The organism is Streptomyces macrolidinus (assembly GCF_023887685.1).
GTDB lineage: Bacteria > Actinomycetota > Actinomycetes > Streptomycetales > Streptomycetaceae > Streptomyces > Streptomyces macrolidinus.
Genome location: NZ_JAMWMR010000016.1, coordinates 58,323 through 74,669, shown reverse-complemented (window position 1 = coordinate 74,669; position 16,347 = coordinate 58,323). Strand labels below are relative to the sequence as shown.

Genomic DNA, 16,347 nt, shown 5'->3' with positions numbered 1-16,347 from the left:
GTCGCGACGCCCGGCACGCACTCTCGCCGCACCGGTCGAAAGCCCACGTACATCCAGTACGCGGGCTTCCGTCCGGCACGCCGAGAGCACGCACCGAACGCCGCTCCTTGACGGGCGAACGTCACCTGTCGGCGCGCTGGCTCAGAAGGCTCAGAGCTTGGTCCAGGCCTCCGTCAGGGTCGCGCGCAGGATCTGCTCGATCTCGTCGAAGGTCTCCTGGTTGGAGATCAGCGGCGGGGCGAGCTGGATGACCGGGTCGCCACGGTCGTCGGCGCGGCAGTACAGGCCGTTGTCGAACAGGGCCTTGGAGAGGAAGCCGTACAGGACGCGCTCGGTCTCCTCCTCGTTGAAGGACTCCTTGGTCGTCTTGTCCTTGACCAGCTCGATGCCGTAGAAGAAGCCGTTGCCGCGGACGTCGCCGACGATCGGCAGGTCGTGCAGCTTCTGCAGCGTCGAGAGGAACGCGCCCTCGTTGTCGAGCACGTGCTGGTTGAGGCCCTCGCGCTCGAACAGGTCGAGGTTGGCGAGGCCGACCGCGGCCGAGACCGGGTGGCCACCGAAGGTGTAGCCGTGCAGGAAGGTGTTGTCGCCCTTGTAGAACGGCTCGGCCAGGCGGTCGGAGACGATGCACGCGCCGATCGGGGAGTAGCCCGAGGTCATGCCCTTGGCGCAGGTGATCATGTCCGGGACGTAGCCGAACTTGTCGCAGGCGAACATCGTGCCGAGGCGGCCGAAGGCGCAGATGACCTCGTCCGACACGAGTAGCACGTCGTACTGGTCGCAGATCTCGCGCACGCGCTGGAAGTATCCGGGCGGCGGCGGGAAGCAGCCGCCGGCGTTCTGCACCGGCTCCAGGAAGACCGCGGCGACGGTGTCCGGGCCCTCGAAGAGGATCTGCTGCTCGATCTGGTCGGCGGCCCAGCGGCCGAAGGCCTCCGGGTCGTCACCGAAGATCGGGGCGCGGTAGATGTTGGTGTTCGGCACCTTGTGCGCGCCGGGGACCAGCGGCTCGAAGGGGGCCTTCAGGCCCGGCAGGCCGGTGATGGACAGGGCGCCCTGCGGGGTGCCGTGGTAGGCGACCGCACGCGAGATGACCTTGTGCTTGGTGGGCTTGCCGACCAGCTTGAAGTACTGCTTGGCGAGCTTCCAGGCGGTCTCGACGGCCTCGCCGCCGCCCGTGGTGAAGAAGACCTTGTTCAGGTCGCCCGGGGCGTGGTGCGCGAGGCGCTCGGCCAGCTCGACGGCCTTCGGGTGGGCGTAGGACCACACCGGGAAGAAGGCCAGCTCCTGGGCCTGCTTGAACGCGGTCTCGGCCAGCTCGGTACGGCCGTGGCCCGCCTGGACCACGAACAGACCGGCGAGACCGTCGAGGTAGCGCTTGCCCTTGTCGTCGTAGATGTAGGTGCCCTCACCCCGGACGATCGTGGGAACGGGCGCGTTCTCGTACGAGGACATGCGGGTGAAGTGCATCCACAGGTGGTCGTACGCGGTCTTGCTGAGGTCCTTGGTACTCACGGCTATCGGGTTCCCCACATGTAGGTCTGCTTCTTGAGCTTGAGGTAGACGAAGCTCTCGGTGGAGCGCACTCCGGGGATGGCCCGGATGCGTTTGCTGATGACGTTCAGCAGGTGGTCGTCGTCCTCGCAGACGATCTCCACCATCAGGTCGAACGAGCCGGCGGTCATCACCACGTACTCGCATTCGGACATGGCGGCCAGCGCGTCGGCGACCGACTCCACATCGCCCTCGACGTTGATCCCGACCATCGCCTGTCGGCGGAAGCCCACGGTGAGCGGGTCCGTGACGGCGACGATCTGCATCACGCCTTGGTCGAGCAGCTTCTGGACGCGCTGGCGCACGGCCGCTTCGGAGAGGCCGACGGCCTTGCCGATCGCGGCGTACGGTCGGCGGCCGTCCTCCTGGAGCTGTTCGATGATCGCGAGGGAGACGGCATCCAGTTGGGGGGTGCCGTTCCTGGACTCGCGGGAGTCCCTCGGTTGTGCGCTTCGACTGGCCACAAGCTCACTCTGCACGACGTCTCGACAGTTTTGCAAGGTTCGAGCGATGAAATCCGTTGTCTACGTGTTTTGAGTCTGCGGATTTCGCAGCCATGGCGTGATCAGGACTGTTGGAAACGTGGCGCCACCACTAGGGTGGGAATCTCAGCGAATGGACACCCGAACTTGGAGGGGCCGGCAGTGAGCACCGAGCTGCGTCGTCTGCGCAACTACATCGACGGCGAATTCCGCGACGCCGCCGACGGGCGGACCACCGAGGTGGTCAACCCCGCGACCGGCGAGGCGTATGCGACCGCCCCGCTGTCCGGGCAGGCGGACGTCGATGCCGCGATGGCCGCCGCCGCCGCGGCCTTCCCCGGCTGGCGCGACACCACGCCCGCGGAGCGTCAGAAGGCTCTCCTGAAGATCGCGGACGCGTTCGAGGAGCGCGCCGAGGACCTGATCGCGGCCGAGGTCGAGAACACCGGCAAGCCGATCGGGCTGACCCGGTCGGAGGAGATCCCGCCGATGGTCGACCAGATCCGCTTCTTCGCGGGCGCCGCCCGCATGCTGGAAGGCCGTTCGGCCGGCGAGTACATGGACGGGATGACCTCCATCATCCGCCGTGAGCCGGTCGGCGTCTGCGCGCAGGTCGCGCCGTGGAACTACCCGATGATGATGGCCGTGTGGAAGTTCGCCCCGGCGATCGCCGCGGGCAACACGGTCGTCCTCAAGCCGTCGGACACCACCCCGGCGTCCACGGCCCTGATGGCCGACATCATCGGCTCGATCCTGCCCAAGGGCGTCTTCAACGTCGTCTGCGGCGACCGCGACACGGGCCGCCTGATGGTCGAGCACCCGACCCCGGCGATGGCCTCCATCACCGGCTCCGTGCGCGCGGGCATGTCCGTCGCCGAGTCCGCCTCCAAGGACCTCAAGCGGGTCCACCTGGAGCTGGGCGGCAAGGCCCCGGTCGTCGTCTTCGAGGACACCGACATCGCCAAGGCCGTCGAGGACATCTCGGTGGCGGGCTTCTTCAACGCCGGTCAGGACTGCACGGCCGCCACCCGCGTCCTAGTCCAGGAGTCCATCCACGACGAGTTCGTGGCCGCGCTCGCGAAGGCCGCCGCCGAGACGAAGACCGGCCAGCCGGACGACGAGGACGTGCTCTACGGCCCGCTGAACAACCCGAACCAGCTCAAGCAGGTCTCCGGCTTCATCGAGCGGCTGCCCGCGCACGCCAAGGTCGAGGCCGGTGGCCAGCGCGTCGGCGACAAGGGCTACTTCTACGCGCCGACCGTCGTCTCGGGCCTCAAGCAGGACGACGAGATCATCCAGAACGAGGTCTTCGGCCCGGTCATCACCGTCCAGTCCTTCACGGACGAGGAGCAGGCCGTCGAGTACGCGAACGGCGTCGACTACGCCCTCGCCTCCTCGGTGTGGACCAAGGACCACGCGCGCGCGATGCGCATGTCCAAGGTCCTCGACTTCGGCTGCGTCTGGATCAACACGCACATCCCGCTGGTCGCGGAGATGCCGCACGGCGGCTTCAAGAAGTCCGGCTACGGCAAGGACCTGTCGGCGTACGGCTTCGACGACTACACGCGCATCAAGCACGTGATGACGTCGCTGGACGCGTAAGCGTCGAGCAACCGAGCGGCCCTGGACGGGAAGTGTCCCCGTCCGGGGCCGCCGGCGTACGTGCCGCAGGTCGACAAGGTGTCGGTTCCGGGTGGGGCCGCTCGACGCAGCGTCCATTGAACGCTCGCGGAGGGACGGCCATGCTGCCGGGATGTCCCTGACTCCCAAGACGTCGCCCCCGAGGACGTCGACCCCCTCCCGCCGTTCCCTGTTGCGCGCCCTCGGCGGCGGCGCGGCGCTCGGCGCGCTCGCCGGCTGTGGTGTGCCCGCGGCGTACGTGGCCCCCGGTGACCGGGCCGCCGCCGACCTGTCCACCCGGGACAAGCGGCTGATGTTCGCCAACTGGCCGCTGTACATCGACACGGACGACAAGAACCCGAACCGGCGGCCGACCCTGGAGGCGTTCGAGAAGCGCTCCGGCATCACGGTCGACTACGTGGAGGAGATCAACGACAACGACGAGTTCTTCGGCAAGATCAGCCCGTCGCTGATGAACCATCAGCAGCCGGGCCGGGACCTCATCGTCCACAGCGACTGGATGTGCGCCCGCTATGTACGCCTCGGCTGGGTGCAGGAGATGGACCGGGCCGCCCAGCCGAACGTGGCGCGCTACCTCGACCCGCTGCTGCGCTCGCCCGCCTTCGACCCGGGACGCAAGTACAGCGTGCCGTGGCAGTCCGGCATCACCGGCATCGCGTACAACCGCCGCAAGGCCGGCCGGGAGATCCGCAGCGTCTCGGACCTGTGGGCGCGCGACCTCAAGGGCAAGGTCACCCTGCTGTCCGGTCTGGACGAGGCGTTCGCGCTGCTGATGCAGGGCAACGGCGTGGACATCACCCGGTGGAAGGCGGCCGACTTCGACACGATCTGCGACCAGGTCGAGCGGCATGTCCGCAGCGGCCAGATCCGCCGCTTCACCGGCAACGACTACACCAAGGACCTCGTCAGCGGCGATGTGGTGGCCTGCCAGGCGTACTCGGGCGATGTGATCCAACTGCAGGCCGACAACCCCGACATCCGCTTCGTCGTCCCCGAGGAGGGCGCGGAGCTGTGGGCGGACACCCTGATGATCCCCGACCGGGCGCGCCACAAGGCCAACGCGGAGCAGTTGATCGACTACTACTACCGGCCCGAGGTCGCCGCGGAACTCGCGGCCTGGGTGAACTACGTCTGCCCCGTCCCGGCGGCCCAGGACGTTCTCGCCGCGTCCAAGGACAAGGAGAGCGCGGCCCTGGCCGAGAACCCCCTGATCTTCCCGGACGCGACGATGCGCAAGCGCCTCGCGGTCGCACGGGACATCACGCCCAAGGAGCGGGCCGAGTTCACGAAGCGGTGGAACGGCATCGTCGGGCTGTAGGCCCCGACTGCCGCGTATGGAGCGGCGATCGAGCGGCTGGAGGAGCCGATGGGGACCGGCTCCTTCGCTCTCGGGTGTCAGCGGTTGAACGCCGGGAAGCCGAAGCGTTCGGCGATGGGGAGGCCGTCGCCCTTCGCGTCCGTCGCGTTCACCGAGTAGACCAGGGTGCGGGACAGGTCGGGGGCGGCGGCGATCGCCGTGGCGTAACCGGGGCGTGAGCCCGTCTTGCCCCAGATCACCTTGCCGTTCAGTTCGAGCTTCTCCAGGCCCGCGGCGTACCGCGCCCCGGGCACGTGCGGGAGGGTGAACATCTCCTTGAGCTGCGGCTTGGGGACGACCTTGCCGCGGAACAGTGCCACCAGCAGTCGTTCGAGGTCGGCGGTGGTCGAGATCAGGTCGCCGGCCGCCCAGCGGTCGGACATGTTCCAGTCGGTGACATCGGTCAACTCGCCACTGAACTTGTCGTATCCGCGGTTGTGCGGGCCGTGGATCAGCGGGTCGGGGCCCTGCGGGAACGAGGTGTCGCGCATGCCGAGCGGCTGGAAGATCCGTACGGACGCCTGGTGCGCGTACGAGTCGCCGGTGACCTTCTCGATCAGCATGCCGAGGACGGTGTAGTGGATGTTGGAGTACTCCTGCCGGGTGCCGGGGTCCCACTGCGGGCCCTTGGCGACCGCAGTCGCGACGACCTGACGGGGCGTCAGGGTCTCGAAGCGGTGCGGGTATCCGTCCTCGACCGAGTCGCCGAGGGAGGCGCCGGCGTCCAGGCCGCTGGTGTAGTTCAGCAACTGCCGTACGGTGATGGGCTTGAAGTCCTTGGTCAGCAGCCCCGGAAGGTAGTGCTGCACGGTGCCGTCGAGGCGGACGCGCCCCTCCGCGGCGAGTTGCAGGACGAGGGACGCGGTGACGACCTTCGTGACGGAACCCGCGCGGAAGCGCGCGTTCTCCAGGGCCGGTGCCCCCGTCGTGATGTCCCGCACCCCGGCCACCCCGTGCCAACTCCCCTTGCCGCCCACGCGGATGATCGCCGCCGTGGCGTCCTGGTCGGGCAGTCCGGCGAGCGCCGCGCACAGGGCCTCGGCATCGGGGCCGCGGGACGTGGACGGTGAACTCGTCTGCGCGGAACAGGACTTCGACGGCGCCGAGTGGGCGGCGGCAACTCCCGCCAGGGGAAGGGTGGTCAGACCCACGGCGAGGGCGGTGGCGAGTGCCACGGCGGACGGACGTAGCTGCATCGGCTGCTCCAGATTCCGGTGGGATGCGTGGTGTTCATCCTGTGCGGCGGTACTGGAGCGGGGGATCGTCGCCGAGGAGGGCACGGCCCCGAGGACCGGCCCCGGGGTCGCCCCTAGGGGCTCAGCGGCTCAGCCCTCGCGTGCCGCGCGCAACGTCTCGATGCGGTTCGTCGTGATCGAGTCCACGCCCAGGTCGAGGAGGCGCCGCATGGAGCGGCGGGTGTCCGGCGTCCAGACGGACAGCAGACAGCCGTCCCGATGCACCCGCTCCGCCAACTCCCGGTCGACCAGGCCGAATCGGTAGTTGAGCCAGCGCGGGCGCACGGCCTCCAGCACGGCCGGGCGCGGGCGCGCGAGCGACGTCCAGGTCAGTGCGATCTCCGCGGCGGCGTCGGCGGCCCGGACCGCCAGCATGGTCCGCGCGCCCGCGCAGTAGTACACGCGCTCCGCGGCCCCGCACTGCCGGACGGTGTCCACGATCCGGCGTACGGCGCGGGCCGACGGGCCGCCGGGCAGGTCGATCATGACCCGGCTTCCGTCGGTCGCGGCCAGCGCGTCCGCCAGCGTCGGCACGCGACCCCCCGTCAGCCCCCGCACCTCGTCGGAGGTGAGCGAGGTGAGCGGCCGGTCGTGGCCCCACAGCCGCTTCAGCGTCTCGTCGTGCAGCAGGACGGCAACGCCGTCCCGAGTGAGCCGTACGTCGATCTCCACCGCGTCCGCGCCGCGTCCGAGCGCGGAACGCAGGGAGTCGAGGGTGTTCTCGCGGTGAAGGTAGGGGTCGCCGCGATGGGCCACGGCAGTCACGGTACGCATGCGCCCATTGTGCCGCCGGGGTGCGACGAGGCGACCCGGAGGACTCAGGGCGCGAGCCACGCCGAGGTGTAGGAGTCGATCTCGGCCGTGAGCCGTGCCTTGCCCGCCGGGTCGAGGAAGGAGCCCTCGACGGCGTTCTTGGCGAGATCGGCCAGCCCTCGCTCGTCAAGGTCCAACAGCCGTGCGGCGACCTCGTATTCGTTGTTGAGGTCGGTGCCGAACATCGGCGGGTCGTCGGAGTTGATGGTGACCATGACGCCGGCCTGGACGAACGTCGTGAGGGGGTGCTCGTCCAGGGTGCGGACCGCGCGGGTCGCGATGTTGGAGGTGGGGCAGACCTCCAACGGGATGCGGTGCTCGGCGAGATGGGCGAGCAGCTTCGCGTCCTGGGCGGAGCTGGTCCCGTGTCCGATGCGCTCGGCCCGCAGGTCGGTCAGGGCGTCCCAGACCGTCTCGGGCCCGGTCGTCTCGCCCGCGTGGGGCACGGAGCGCAGCCCGGCGGCTATGGCGCGGTCGAAGTAGGGCTTGAACTGCGGCCGGGGCACGCCGATCTCAGGGCCGCCGAGCCCGAACGAGACCAGCCCCTCGGGGCGCAGCCGGTCGTCGGTGGCGAGCCGTACCGTCTCCTCGGCGGATTCGAGGCCCGCCTCGCCGGGGATGTCGAAGCACCAGCGCAGCACGGTCCCGAAGTCGGCCTCCGCCGCCTTGCGGGCGTCCTCGATCGCGTCCATGAACGCCCGCTCGTCCATGCCGCGACGGGTGGAGGAGTACGGGGTGAGGGTCAGCTCCGCGTAGCGGACCTGCTGCCGGGACATGTCGCGCGCGATCTCGTACGTCAGCAGCCGTACGTCCTCGGGGGTGCGGACGAGGTCGACCACGGACAGGTACACGTCGATGAAGTGGGCGAAGTCCGTGAACGTGAAGTACTCGGCGAGCGCCTCGGGATCGGCGGGCACCCGGGAGTCACGATGGCGGGCGGCCAGCTCCGAGACGATACGGGGGGAGGCGGAGCCGACGTGGTGCACATGCAGTTCGGCCTTGGGCAGCCCGGCGATGAAGGTGCGCAGCTCACGCACGGCAGGGGTGTCACGGTGGTCGGTCAAGGGGTCCTCCCCGGAAACGGCGCCCTGACGCCGGGCGAGGGCGACGGACGCGGGTGATCGGCTGATCGGTGGTGCGGGGACGATCCTAAGGGCTGTCCCGTAATCCCTGACGGGCGCGCGACGACGGCTACGGCACCTCGCCGCGTTGTCGGAACGCCCGAATACGTCCAGTATTCGGGCGTCCCTCCGCCTTGCGATGCACCGCATCCGACGCCGCGCGCTGATCCGCCAGGGATTACGGGACAGCCCTTAGGCGTACGGGTGGGGGACCGGGCAGGACAGTCTGCGGAGTCGCCGCGGACCGGGCGGCCGGGGTGGGCGAAGTGGTGGTTGTGCGCGGTCGTAGCATGGCGGGTCGGAGATCAAGGGGGCTGGGCCGTGGGTGAGGAAGCACATTCGGGGCAGGACGCGCGTGATCCGTGGGCGCCGCCCGAGCACAAGGTGCCTCTGGACAAGCCGCAGGCCGGGCCGCCGCCGTCACCGTTTCCGTACCACGGTCGATCGGCGCCCCCTCCGCCCGGCGGTGGCGACCAGGGCTTCCCCGTGCCCCCGCCGCCGATCGCGCCCACCGGTCCCGGAGCGGTTCCGTACGACGCCTCCGGGTACTACGCGGGCTACGGCTGGCCCGGTATGCCGATGCAGCCGCGGAACGGGCTCGGGATCGCGGCCCTGGTGCTCGGCATCCTCTCGGTCTGTCTCTTCTGTCTGTACGGGGTGGTCTCGCTGGTCCTCGGGATCCTCGCGGTGGTCTTCGGGGTCAAGGGGCGCAAGCGCGCCGACCAGGGGGAGGCCGACAACTACGGGCAGGCCCAGGCGGGGTTCGTCCTCGGCATCATCGGGCTCGCCCTAGGCGTCGCCGTGATCACGCTGATGATCATCGGGATCTTCTTCGCGGTCACCCACATCCCCGCGGACCCCGACTCGCCCTATGCCGGTGACGCGCTCCGTACCTCGGTCACGATGCTGTTCCGCCGCTGACGTCTCGCGCCCTCGCCGCTCCCGGCGGTCCCGGCGATCCCAAAGACCGGTGCACTCAGCGCAGTTGGGCCATTACGATGCCTTGACTGTCAACGAGGGGAGATCGTTTCATGTCCGACACCAATCCCGGGCCCGGTGGGTTCGGGCCGCCGTCCCAGCCGCCGTCCCCGGGATACGCGCCGCAGTCGGAACCTGTGTACGGCTACCCGCAGGCGGCCCCGCAGACGCCGTCCTACCCGGCCGCGCCGCCCGCCGGTGCCGGATACCCGCAGGCTCCCGCCGGTTACCCGCAGGCCCCCGTCGGCTACCCGCAGGCGCCTGCCTATGTCATGGCCATGCCGCCGAGCAACGGCATGGGTACCACGGGACTGGTGCTGGGCATCATCGGCCTGGTGTGCACCCTGACCGGATTCCTGGTGGTCTTCGGGATCATCCTGGGCATCCTCGCGATCATCTTCGGCGCGATCGGCAGGGGGAAGGCGAACCGCGGCGAGGCCACCAACAAGGGCGCGGCGACCTCCGGTCTCGTCTGCGGGATCACGGCCACCGTGATCCTGCCGCTGCTGGGATTCCTGTTCTTCGCGAGCCTGCTCGGCGGTCTGAGCATGTTCTGAGCGGCTGCCCCGCCGCCGGAGAGGGCCGGCCGGGGAGGGTCGGCGCCGCCGCCACAGGGGTCGGCCCACAACCGGCCGGCCCCTTCCCTCCTGCTCCCCCTCCTACTCCGCCCCTGACCGCAGCCGCTCCCGCGCCTCCATCAGCGCGAACCCGAGCAGATTCAGCCCCCGCCAGCGCTCCGGATCCGCCGTCCGCTCGTCGTCCGCCGCGAGCCCGATGCCCCACACCCGGTCCACGGGGCTCGCCTCCACCAGCACCCGGTCCCCGGTGGTCAGCAGGAACTCCCGCAGCGCCGGATGCGCCGCGAACTTGTGGACGCTGCCCTCGACCACGATCGCGAACCGCTCGCGCTCCCACACGGCGTCGTCGAAGCCCCGTACCAGCCGCCCCGCCTTCTTCGCGAGCGCCGGATTCGGCGCCCGGACGGCCGCGCGCTCCGCCTCCGCGTCGGCGAAGAGCCGCGCCTTCGACGCCATCATCCAGTGCTCCGCGGTCGCGTACTCCACGCCGTCCACGGTGAACGGCGACGGCCACCACTGGCTCAGGCAGCTCTTCCCGATCCGGCCGTCCGCGGGCGGGCGATGGCCCCAGAAGTACAGGTACTTCAGGGCGGCACCCGCCTGTATCTCCCTGACCAGGGATTCCCTGGAATCGATCATGCATGGCAGTCTGGCACGCACCACGGACACTCCGTCCTTCCTTTCCGATCGGAACTCGACACCTGGTCCGACAGATTCCGTCGCGTAACCAAAAGGCAACAACGGAATCACTTGTTGAGCTGTTGCGGCTCTGTCAGGATCGGCACTCAATTCGAGCTGGAGCTACGCCAGCCCCGCGGTGGACCGCGGCCGGCGGCGGAGGAGAGCGACATGCACAACCCGGGACATGACGGCGAGGCCGACACCCGCTTCCAGACGCAGAACGACGTACAGGAACGTTTCGCGGACGGCGCCCAGTACATCGCGGGCAGGCTGACCAAGGGCACATCGGGCCGTACACACGCGGTGATCGATCCCTCGACCGGTGCCGAGGTCCACCGGTACGAGTTGGCCGGCGCCGACGACGTCGACCGTGCCGTGGCCGCCGCCCGCGCCGCCTTCCCGGCCTGGTCCACCGCCACCCCGGGCGAGCGCTCGGACGCGCTGCACCGCTTCGCCGCCGTCCTTGCCGACCGCGCCGAGCAGTTCGCCCGGATCGAGTCCCTCCAGTGCGGCAAGCCGCTCAAGCTGACCCGGGAGTTCGACGTCCCGGGCACCATCGACAACACCGCCTTCTTCGCCGGGGCCGCCCGGCATCTCCAGGGGCAGTCCGCCGGTGAGTACTCCGGCGACCACACCTCGTACGTGCGCCGCGAGCCCATCGGCGTGGTCGGCTCCATCGCGCCCTGGAACTACCCCCTCCAGATGGCCGCCTGGAAGGTCCTCCCGGCGATCGCCGCGGGCAACACGATCGTCCTGAAGCCCGCCGAACTCACCCCGCTGACCTCGCTCTTGTTCGCCCAGGCCGCCACCGAGGCGGGCATCCCGGACGGCGTGATCAACATCGTCACCGGCACGGGCAAGGAGGCGGGCGAGCACCTCGTGGGCCACCCGGACGTGGCCATGACCTCCTTCACCGGCTCCACCGCCGTCGGCAAGCGCGTCGCCGAGATCGCCACCACCACCGTCAAGCGGATCCACCTGGAACTCGGCGGCAAGGCACCCTTCGTCGTCTTCGACGACGCCGACCTGGAGGCCGCCGTCAACGGCGCGGTCGCGGGCGCGCTCATCAACACCGGCCAGGACTGCACGGCCGCCACCCGCGCGTACGTACAGCGCCCCCTCTACGACGAGTTCGTGGCCCGGACCGCCGCCCTCATGGAGACCGTCCGGCTCGGCGACCCCTTCGCCCCCGGCACCGACCTCGGCCCGCTGATCTCCCACGTCCAGCGCGACCGCGTCGCCGGATTCGTCGACCGGGCCCGCGCCTACGCGCGCGTGGTCACCGGCGGCGAGGCACCCGGGGGCGACCTCGCCGAGGGCGCCTACTACCGGCCCACCCTCGTCGCCGACGCCGCCCAGGACAGCGAGATCGTCCAGTCCGAGCTGTTCGGACCGGTCCTGGTCGTGCTCCCCTTCGACTCCGACGACGACGGCATCCGGCTCGCCAACGACACCCCGTACGGCCTGGCCGCCTCCGCCTGGAGCCGAGACGTGTACCGCACCGGCCGCGCCACCCGCGAGATCCAGGCGGGCTGTGTGTGGGTCAACGACCACATCCCGATCATCAGCGAGATGCCGCACGGCGGATACCGGGCGTCCGGCTTCGGCAAGGACATGTCCGCGTACTCGTTCGAGGAATACACCCAGATCAAGCACGTAATGTTCGACAACACCGCGGTGGTCAGGAAGGACTGGCACCGCACGATCTTCGGGGACCGATAGCCACGTCGGCCGCCGTCCGCGGCCGACCTCCCGAAAGGGCACCACGCGCATGGAGCAGTACGAGGCCGACCGCCTGTTCCCGGCCCTGAAACGCAGCCAGTCCGGCGGCAGGGCCTCCCTCGGCCGCCGCTCGCTGCTGCGAGCCGCCACGGGCGGCGCATTCGCGCTGGGGGGACTCGGGGCGCTGAGCGCCTGCGGGATCCCCGCGGCGGGCAAGTCACAGGGAGGCGTCTCCGCCTCGGACCACTCGGCGAAGGAGAAGGTCGTCAACTTCTCCAACTGGCCGGAGTACATCGACATCGACAAGAGCGGGAAGAGGCACCCCACCCTCGACGCGTTCGCCGCACGGACCGGCATCGACGTCAAGTACACCGAGGACATCAACGACAACAACGAGTTCTTCGGCAAGGTCAAGCCGCAGCTCGCCGCGGGCCAGGACACCGGTCGCGACCTCATCAACGTCACCGACTGGCTCGCGGCCCGGCTGATCCGCCTCGGCTGGGTCCAGAAGCTGGACCCGGCCAACCTCCCGAACGCCTTCGCCCACCTGTCCGCCCAGTTCCGCGACCCGGACTGGGACCCCGGGCGCGCCTACTCCTACCCCTGGCAGGGCATCTCGACCGTCATCGCCTTCAACAAGAAGGCGCTCGACGGCATCGAGGTGAAGTCGGTCTCCGACCTGCTCGACAACCCGGGGCTCAAGGGGCGCGTCGGCTTCCTGCAGGAGATGCGCGACAGCGTGGGCATGACGCTGCTCGACATGGGCAAGGACCCCGCCAGGTTCACCAGCGACGACTACGACGCGGCGCTCGCCCGTATCCAGAAGGCCGTCGACAAGGGTCAGATCCGCCGCTTCACCGGCAACGACTACACGTCCGACCTCACCAAGGGCGACCTGGCCGCCTGTATCGCCTGGGGCGGCGACGTCGTCCAGCTCAAGGCCGATAACCCGGACGTCGACTACATCATCCCGGACGCCGGACTCATCACGAGCACCGACAACCTGCTGATCCCCAACAAGGCGCGCCACAAGACCAACGCCGAGCGGCTCATCGACTTCTACTTCGAGCCGAAGCCGGCCGCCCAGCTCTCCGCCTACATCAACTTCGTCTGTCCCGTCGACGGTGGACGCGAGGAGCTGGCAAAGATCGACAAGGCGGCGGCGGACAACCCGCTGATCGTTCCCACCAAGGCCGTTGCCGCGAAATCCCACTCCTTCCGTTCGCTGAGCGACAAGGAAGAGGCGGCCTACGAAGGCAAGTTCGCAAAGCTCACAGGGGCGTGACGAAGATGACGACAGACAACAGCGGCGACGTCCGCCTCGCCGGAATCAGCAAGACCTACGGCTCCTTCAGCGCCGTGCACCCGCTCGACCTGACCGTGCCGCAGGGCTCCTTCTTCGCCCTGCTCGGCGCCTCGGGCTGCGGCAAGACCACCACCCTGCGCATGATCGCGGGTCTGGAGGAGCCCTCGACCGGCACCGTCCACCTCGGCGAGCAGGACGTGACCCATCTGCCGCCGTACAAGCGGCCGGTGAACACGGTCTTCCAGTCCTACGCCCTCTTCCCGCACCTCGACATCTTCGAGAACGTCGCCTTCGGGCTGCGCAGGCGCGGCATCAAGTCGGTGAAGAAGCAGGTCGAGGAGATGCTCGACCTGGTGCAACTCGGCGAGCAGGCGCGGAAGAAGCCGCACCAGCTCTCCGGTGGCCAGCAGCAGCGCGTCGCCGTGGCCCGCGCGCTGATCAACCACCCCAAGGTGCTGCTGCTCGACGAGCCGCTCGGCGCCCTCGACCTGAAGCTGCGCCGCCAGATGCAGTTGGAGCTCAAGCGCATCCAGACCGAGGTCGGCATCACCTTCGTCCATGTCACGCACGACCAGGAGGAGGCCATGACCATGGCCGACACGGTCGCCGTGATGAACGGCGGACGCGTCGAGCAACTCGGCGCGCCCACCGACCTGTACGAGAACCCGCAGACCACGTTCGTCGCCAACTTCCTCGGCACCTCCAACCTGATCAAGGCCGAGGTCGACTCCGGAAGCGGTGACGAGATCGTCCTGAAGGCCGGTGACGGCAAGCTCACGCTGCCCAAGGCGCGATGTTCCGCGCCGACGACGGCCGGTGGCACGGTGCTCGTCGGCATCCGCCCCGAGAAGATATCCCTCACCCACGCCGACGACGCGGGCGAGATACCCGCGGGCCGCAACCGCGTCAGCGGCACGATCGCCGAGGCCAGCTTCATCGGCGTCTCCACGCAGTACGTCGTCGACAGCGCCGTCTGCCCCGCGCTCGCCGTCTACGTCCAGAACGTCGACCGCGACCCGCGCCTGGTGCCCGGTGCCGACGTGGTGCTGCACTGGAGCCCGGCCCACACCTTCGGTCTGGACGCGGCGCAGGACATCGACGCGGGCATCGAGACCGTCGAGGAGGAGGCCGCCTGATGGCCGTTGTCACCGAGGCGCCCCCGCCCCTCACTTCCACCAGCCCCGACAAGCCCCCGCGCAGACGGGGCCGCTGGACGCCGTACTGGCTGCTGCTGCCCGGCATCCTGTGGCTGGTCGTCTTCTTCGCGCTGCCGATGATCTACCAGGCCTCCACCTCCGTGCAGACGGGGTCCCTGGAGGAGGGCTACAAGGTCACCTGGCACTTCGCGACCTACTGGGACGCGCTGTCCGAGTACTGGCCGCAGTTCCTGCGCTCGGTGCTCTACGCCGCCGCCGCGACCGTCCTGTGCCTGCTGCTCGGCTACCCGCTCGCGTATCTCATCGCGTTCCGCGCCGGCCGCTGGCGCAACCTCATCATGATCCTGGTGATCGCGCCGTTCTTCACCAGCTTCCTGATCCGTACGCTCGCCTGGAAGACGATCCTCGCGGACGGCGGCCCCGTCGTCGCCACCCTGAACGCGCTGCATGTCCTGGACGTCACGAGCTGGCTCGGCTGGACCTCGGGCGACCGCGTCCTCGCCACCCCGCTCGCGGTGGTGTGCGGACTGACGTACAACTTCCTGCCGTTCATGATCCTTCCGCTGTACACCTCGCTGGAGCGCATCGACGGACGCCTCCACGAGGCCGCGGGCGACCTGTACGCCAGGCCCTTCACCACCTTCCGCAAGGTCACCTTCCCGCTGTCGACGCCGGGCGTCGTCTCCGGCACGCTGCTGACCTTCATCCCGGCCGCGGGCGACTACGTCAACGCCGATCTGCTCGGCTCCACCGACACCCGCATGGTCGGCAACGTCATCCAGACACAGTTCCTGCGGGTGCTCGACTACCCGACGGCCGCGGCCCTCTCCTTCATCCTCATGGCCGCGATCCTCTTCATGGTCACGTTCTACATCCGCAGGTCCGGGACGGAGGATCTGGTCTAAATGGCCTTCGTACGCTGGTTTCGGCGCCATCTCGTCGTCATCGCCGGGCTGTTGACGCTCGGCTACCTGCTGCTGCCCAACGTCATCGTCACGGTGTTCTCCTTCAACAAGCCGAAGGGGCGCTTCAACTACCAGTGGCAGCGGTTCTCCGTGGACGCCTGGAAGGACCCGTGCGGGGTCGCCGACATGTGCGGCTCGCTCTCGCTCAGCCTCCAGATCGCCGTGTGGGCGACGCTCGGCGCGACCCTGCTCGGCACGATGATCGCCTTCGCGCTGGTCCGTTACCGCTTCCGCGCACGCGGCGCCGTCAGCTCGCTCATCTTCCTGCCGATGGCGATGCCCGAGGTCGTCATGGCGGCCTCGCTGCTCACCCTCTTCCTCAACATGGGTGCGCCGCTCGGGTTCTGGACGATCCTGATCGCGCACATCATGTTCTGCCTCAGCTTCGTCGTCACCGCGGTCAAGGCGCGTGTGATGTCGATGGACCCGCGTCTGGAGCAGGCGGCCCAGGACCTCTACGCCGGACCGGTGCAGACGTTCCTGCGGGTCACCCTGCCCCTCGCGGCCCCCGGAATCGCCGCGGGCGCGCTGCTCGCCTTCGCGCTCTCCTTCGACGATTTCATCATCACCAATTTCAACGCGGGTTCGACCGTGACGTTCCCCATGTTCGTCTGGGGCTCGGCACAGCGCGGCACCCCCGTGCAGATCAATGTCATCGGTACGGCCATGTTCTGCCTCGCCGTGCTGCTGGTCCTGGTCTCCATGGCCATCGGCACCCGCCGAAACCGCCGTAAGGCGTAACGCCTCACGGCACCAT

Annotated in this window: 15 protein-coding genes; 9 read left to right on the top strand and 6 right to left on the bottom strand. The window is 69.3% G+C overall.

All coding sequences use genetic code 11. The features are described 5' to 3' along the window. Positions 1–150: 150 nt before the first annotated feature. Both NGF19_RS18565 and NGF19_RS18560 read right to left on the bottom strand, forming a co-directional pair. Positions 151–1,533: an aspartate aminotransferase family protein gene (locus tag NGF19_RS18565; RefSeq protein WP_372505687.1), complete on the bottom strand. Its 1,383-nt coding sequence runs from the start codon at positions 1,531–1,533 to the stop codon at positions 151–153. Next, complete coding sequence (locus NGF19_RS18560; RefSeq protein WP_252426087.1) at positions 1,518–2,033, bottom strand: Lrp/AsnC family transcriptional regulator; 516 nt, start codon at positions 2,031–2,033, stop codon at positions 1,518–1,520. Before NGF19_RS18560 ends, NGF19_RS18565 begins: the two co-directional genes overlap by 16 nt. A gap of 165 nt (positions 2,034–2,198) precedes the next feature. Between NGF19_RS18560 and NGF19_RS18555 the strand changes: the two genes are divergently transcribed. Together NGF19_RS18555 and NGF19_RS18550 are read left to right on the top strand one after the other, a co-directional pair. After that, positions 2,199–3,638 (top strand): gamma-aminobutyraldehyde dehydrogenase, encoded by a 1,440-nt coding sequence (locus tag NGF19_RS18555; protein WP_252426086.1) that lies wholly within the window; start codon positions 2,199–2,201, stop codon positions 3,636–3,638. A 151-nt stretch (positions 3,639–3,789) separates the two neighbouring features. Continuing rightward, positions 3,790–4,995, top strand: a complete 1,206-nt coding sequence (locus NGF19_RS18550) for a polyamine ABC transporter substrate-binding protein (RefSeq protein WP_252426085.1) — start codon at positions 3,790–3,792, stop codon at positions 4,993–4,995. Positions 4,996–5,072: 77 nt separating this feature from the next. On the opposite strand, the gene NGF19_RS18545 is transcribed toward NGF19_RS18550, so the two are convergent. The 3 genes from NGF19_RS18545 to NGF19_RS18535 all read right to left on the bottom strand — a co-directional run bounded on the left by NGF19_RS18545 (position 5,073) and on the right by NGF19_RS18535 (position 8,146). Continuing rightward, positions 5,073–6,230, bottom strand: a complete 1,158-nt coding sequence (locus NGF19_RS18545) for a serine hydrolase domain-containing protein (RefSeq protein WP_252426084.1) — start codon at positions 6,228–6,230, stop codon at positions 5,073–5,075. A 129-nt stretch (positions 6,231–6,359) separates the two neighbouring features. Next, positions 6,360–7,043: a glycerophosphodiester phosphodiesterase gene (locus tag NGF19_RS18540; RefSeq protein WP_252426083.1), complete on the bottom strand. Its 684-nt coding sequence runs from the start codon at positions 7,041–7,043 to the stop codon at positions 6,360–6,362. Between the two features lie 44 nt (positions 7,044–7,087). Further along, the gene (locus NGF19_RS18535; protein WP_252426082.1) at positions 7,088–8,146 is read right to left on the bottom strand and encodes an adenosine deaminase; all 1,059 of its coding nucleotides are present in this window, start codon (positions 8,144–8,146) and stop codon (positions 7,088–7,090) included. A gap of 543 nt (positions 8,147–8,689) precedes the next feature. On the opposite strand from NGF19_RS18535, the gene NGF19_RS18530 reads away from it, so the two are divergent. Then, positions 8,690–9,124, top strand: coding sequence for a DUF4190 domain-containing protein (locus NGF19_RS18530; protein ID WP_372505686.1), 435 nt, complete (start codon positions 8,690–8,692; stop codon positions 9,122–9,124). A gap of 110 nt (positions 9,125–9,234) precedes the next feature. After that, positions 9,235–9,738 carry a DUF4190 domain-containing protein gene (locus tag NGF19_RS18525; protein WP_252426080.1) on the top strand — a complete coding sequence of 168 codons (504 nt, stop codon included), beginning with the start codon at positions 9,235–9,237 and terminating at the stop codon, positions 9,736–9,738. Positions 9,739–9,840: 102 nt separating this feature from the next. Here NGF19_RS18525 and ybiA read toward each other — a convergent pair whose 3' ends face one another. Next, positions 9,841–10,398 carry a riboflavin biosynthesis intermediates N-glycosidase gene (gene ybiA / locus NGF19_RS18520; RefSeq protein WP_252426079.1) on the bottom strand — a complete coding sequence of 186 codons (558 nt, stop codon included), beginning with the start codon at positions 10,396–10,398 and terminating at the stop codon, positions 9,841–9,843. A gap of 210 nt (positions 10,399–10,608) precedes the next feature. On the opposite strand from ybiA, the gene NGF19_RS18515 reads away from it, so the two are divergent. From NGF19_RS18515 to NGF19_RS18495, 5 genes are read left to right on the top strand one after another with little or no spacing between them, the layout of a single operon-like run. Next, on the top strand, positions 10,609–12,162 hold the full coding sequence (locus tag NGF19_RS18515) for a gamma-aminobutyraldehyde dehydrogenase (RefSeq protein WP_252426078.1): 1,554 nt from the start codon (positions 10,609–10,611) through the stop codon (positions 12,160–12,162). Positions 12,163–12,211: 49 nt separating this feature from the next. Beyond that, complete coding sequence (locus NGF19_RS18510) at positions 12,212–13,447, top strand: polyamine ABC transporter substrate-binding protein (protein ID WP_252426077.1); 1,236 nt, start codon at positions 12,212–12,214, stop codon at positions 13,445–13,447. A gap of 5 nt (positions 13,448–13,452) precedes the next feature. Further along, entirely contained in the window at positions 13,453–14,604 is a 1,152-nt protein-coding gene (locus NGF19_RS18505) for an ABC transporter ATP-binding protein (protein ID WP_252426076.1), read from the top strand. Continuing rightward, positions 14,604–15,530 carry an ABC transporter permease gene (locus NGF19_RS18500; protein ID WP_252426075.1) on the top strand — a complete coding sequence of 309 codons (927 nt, stop codon included), beginning with the start codon at positions 14,604–14,606 and terminating at the stop codon, positions 15,528–15,530. The genes NGF19_RS18505 and NGF19_RS18500 overlap by 1 nt, the downstream gene beginning before the upstream one ends. Next, positions 15,531–16,331, top strand: a complete 801-nt coding sequence (locus NGF19_RS18495; RefSeq protein ID WP_252426074.1) for an ABC transporter permease — start codon at positions 15,531–15,533, stop codon at positions 16,329–16,331. It begins immediately after the preceding gene. The last annotated feature ends 16 nt before the right edge of the window (positions 16,332–16,347 follow it).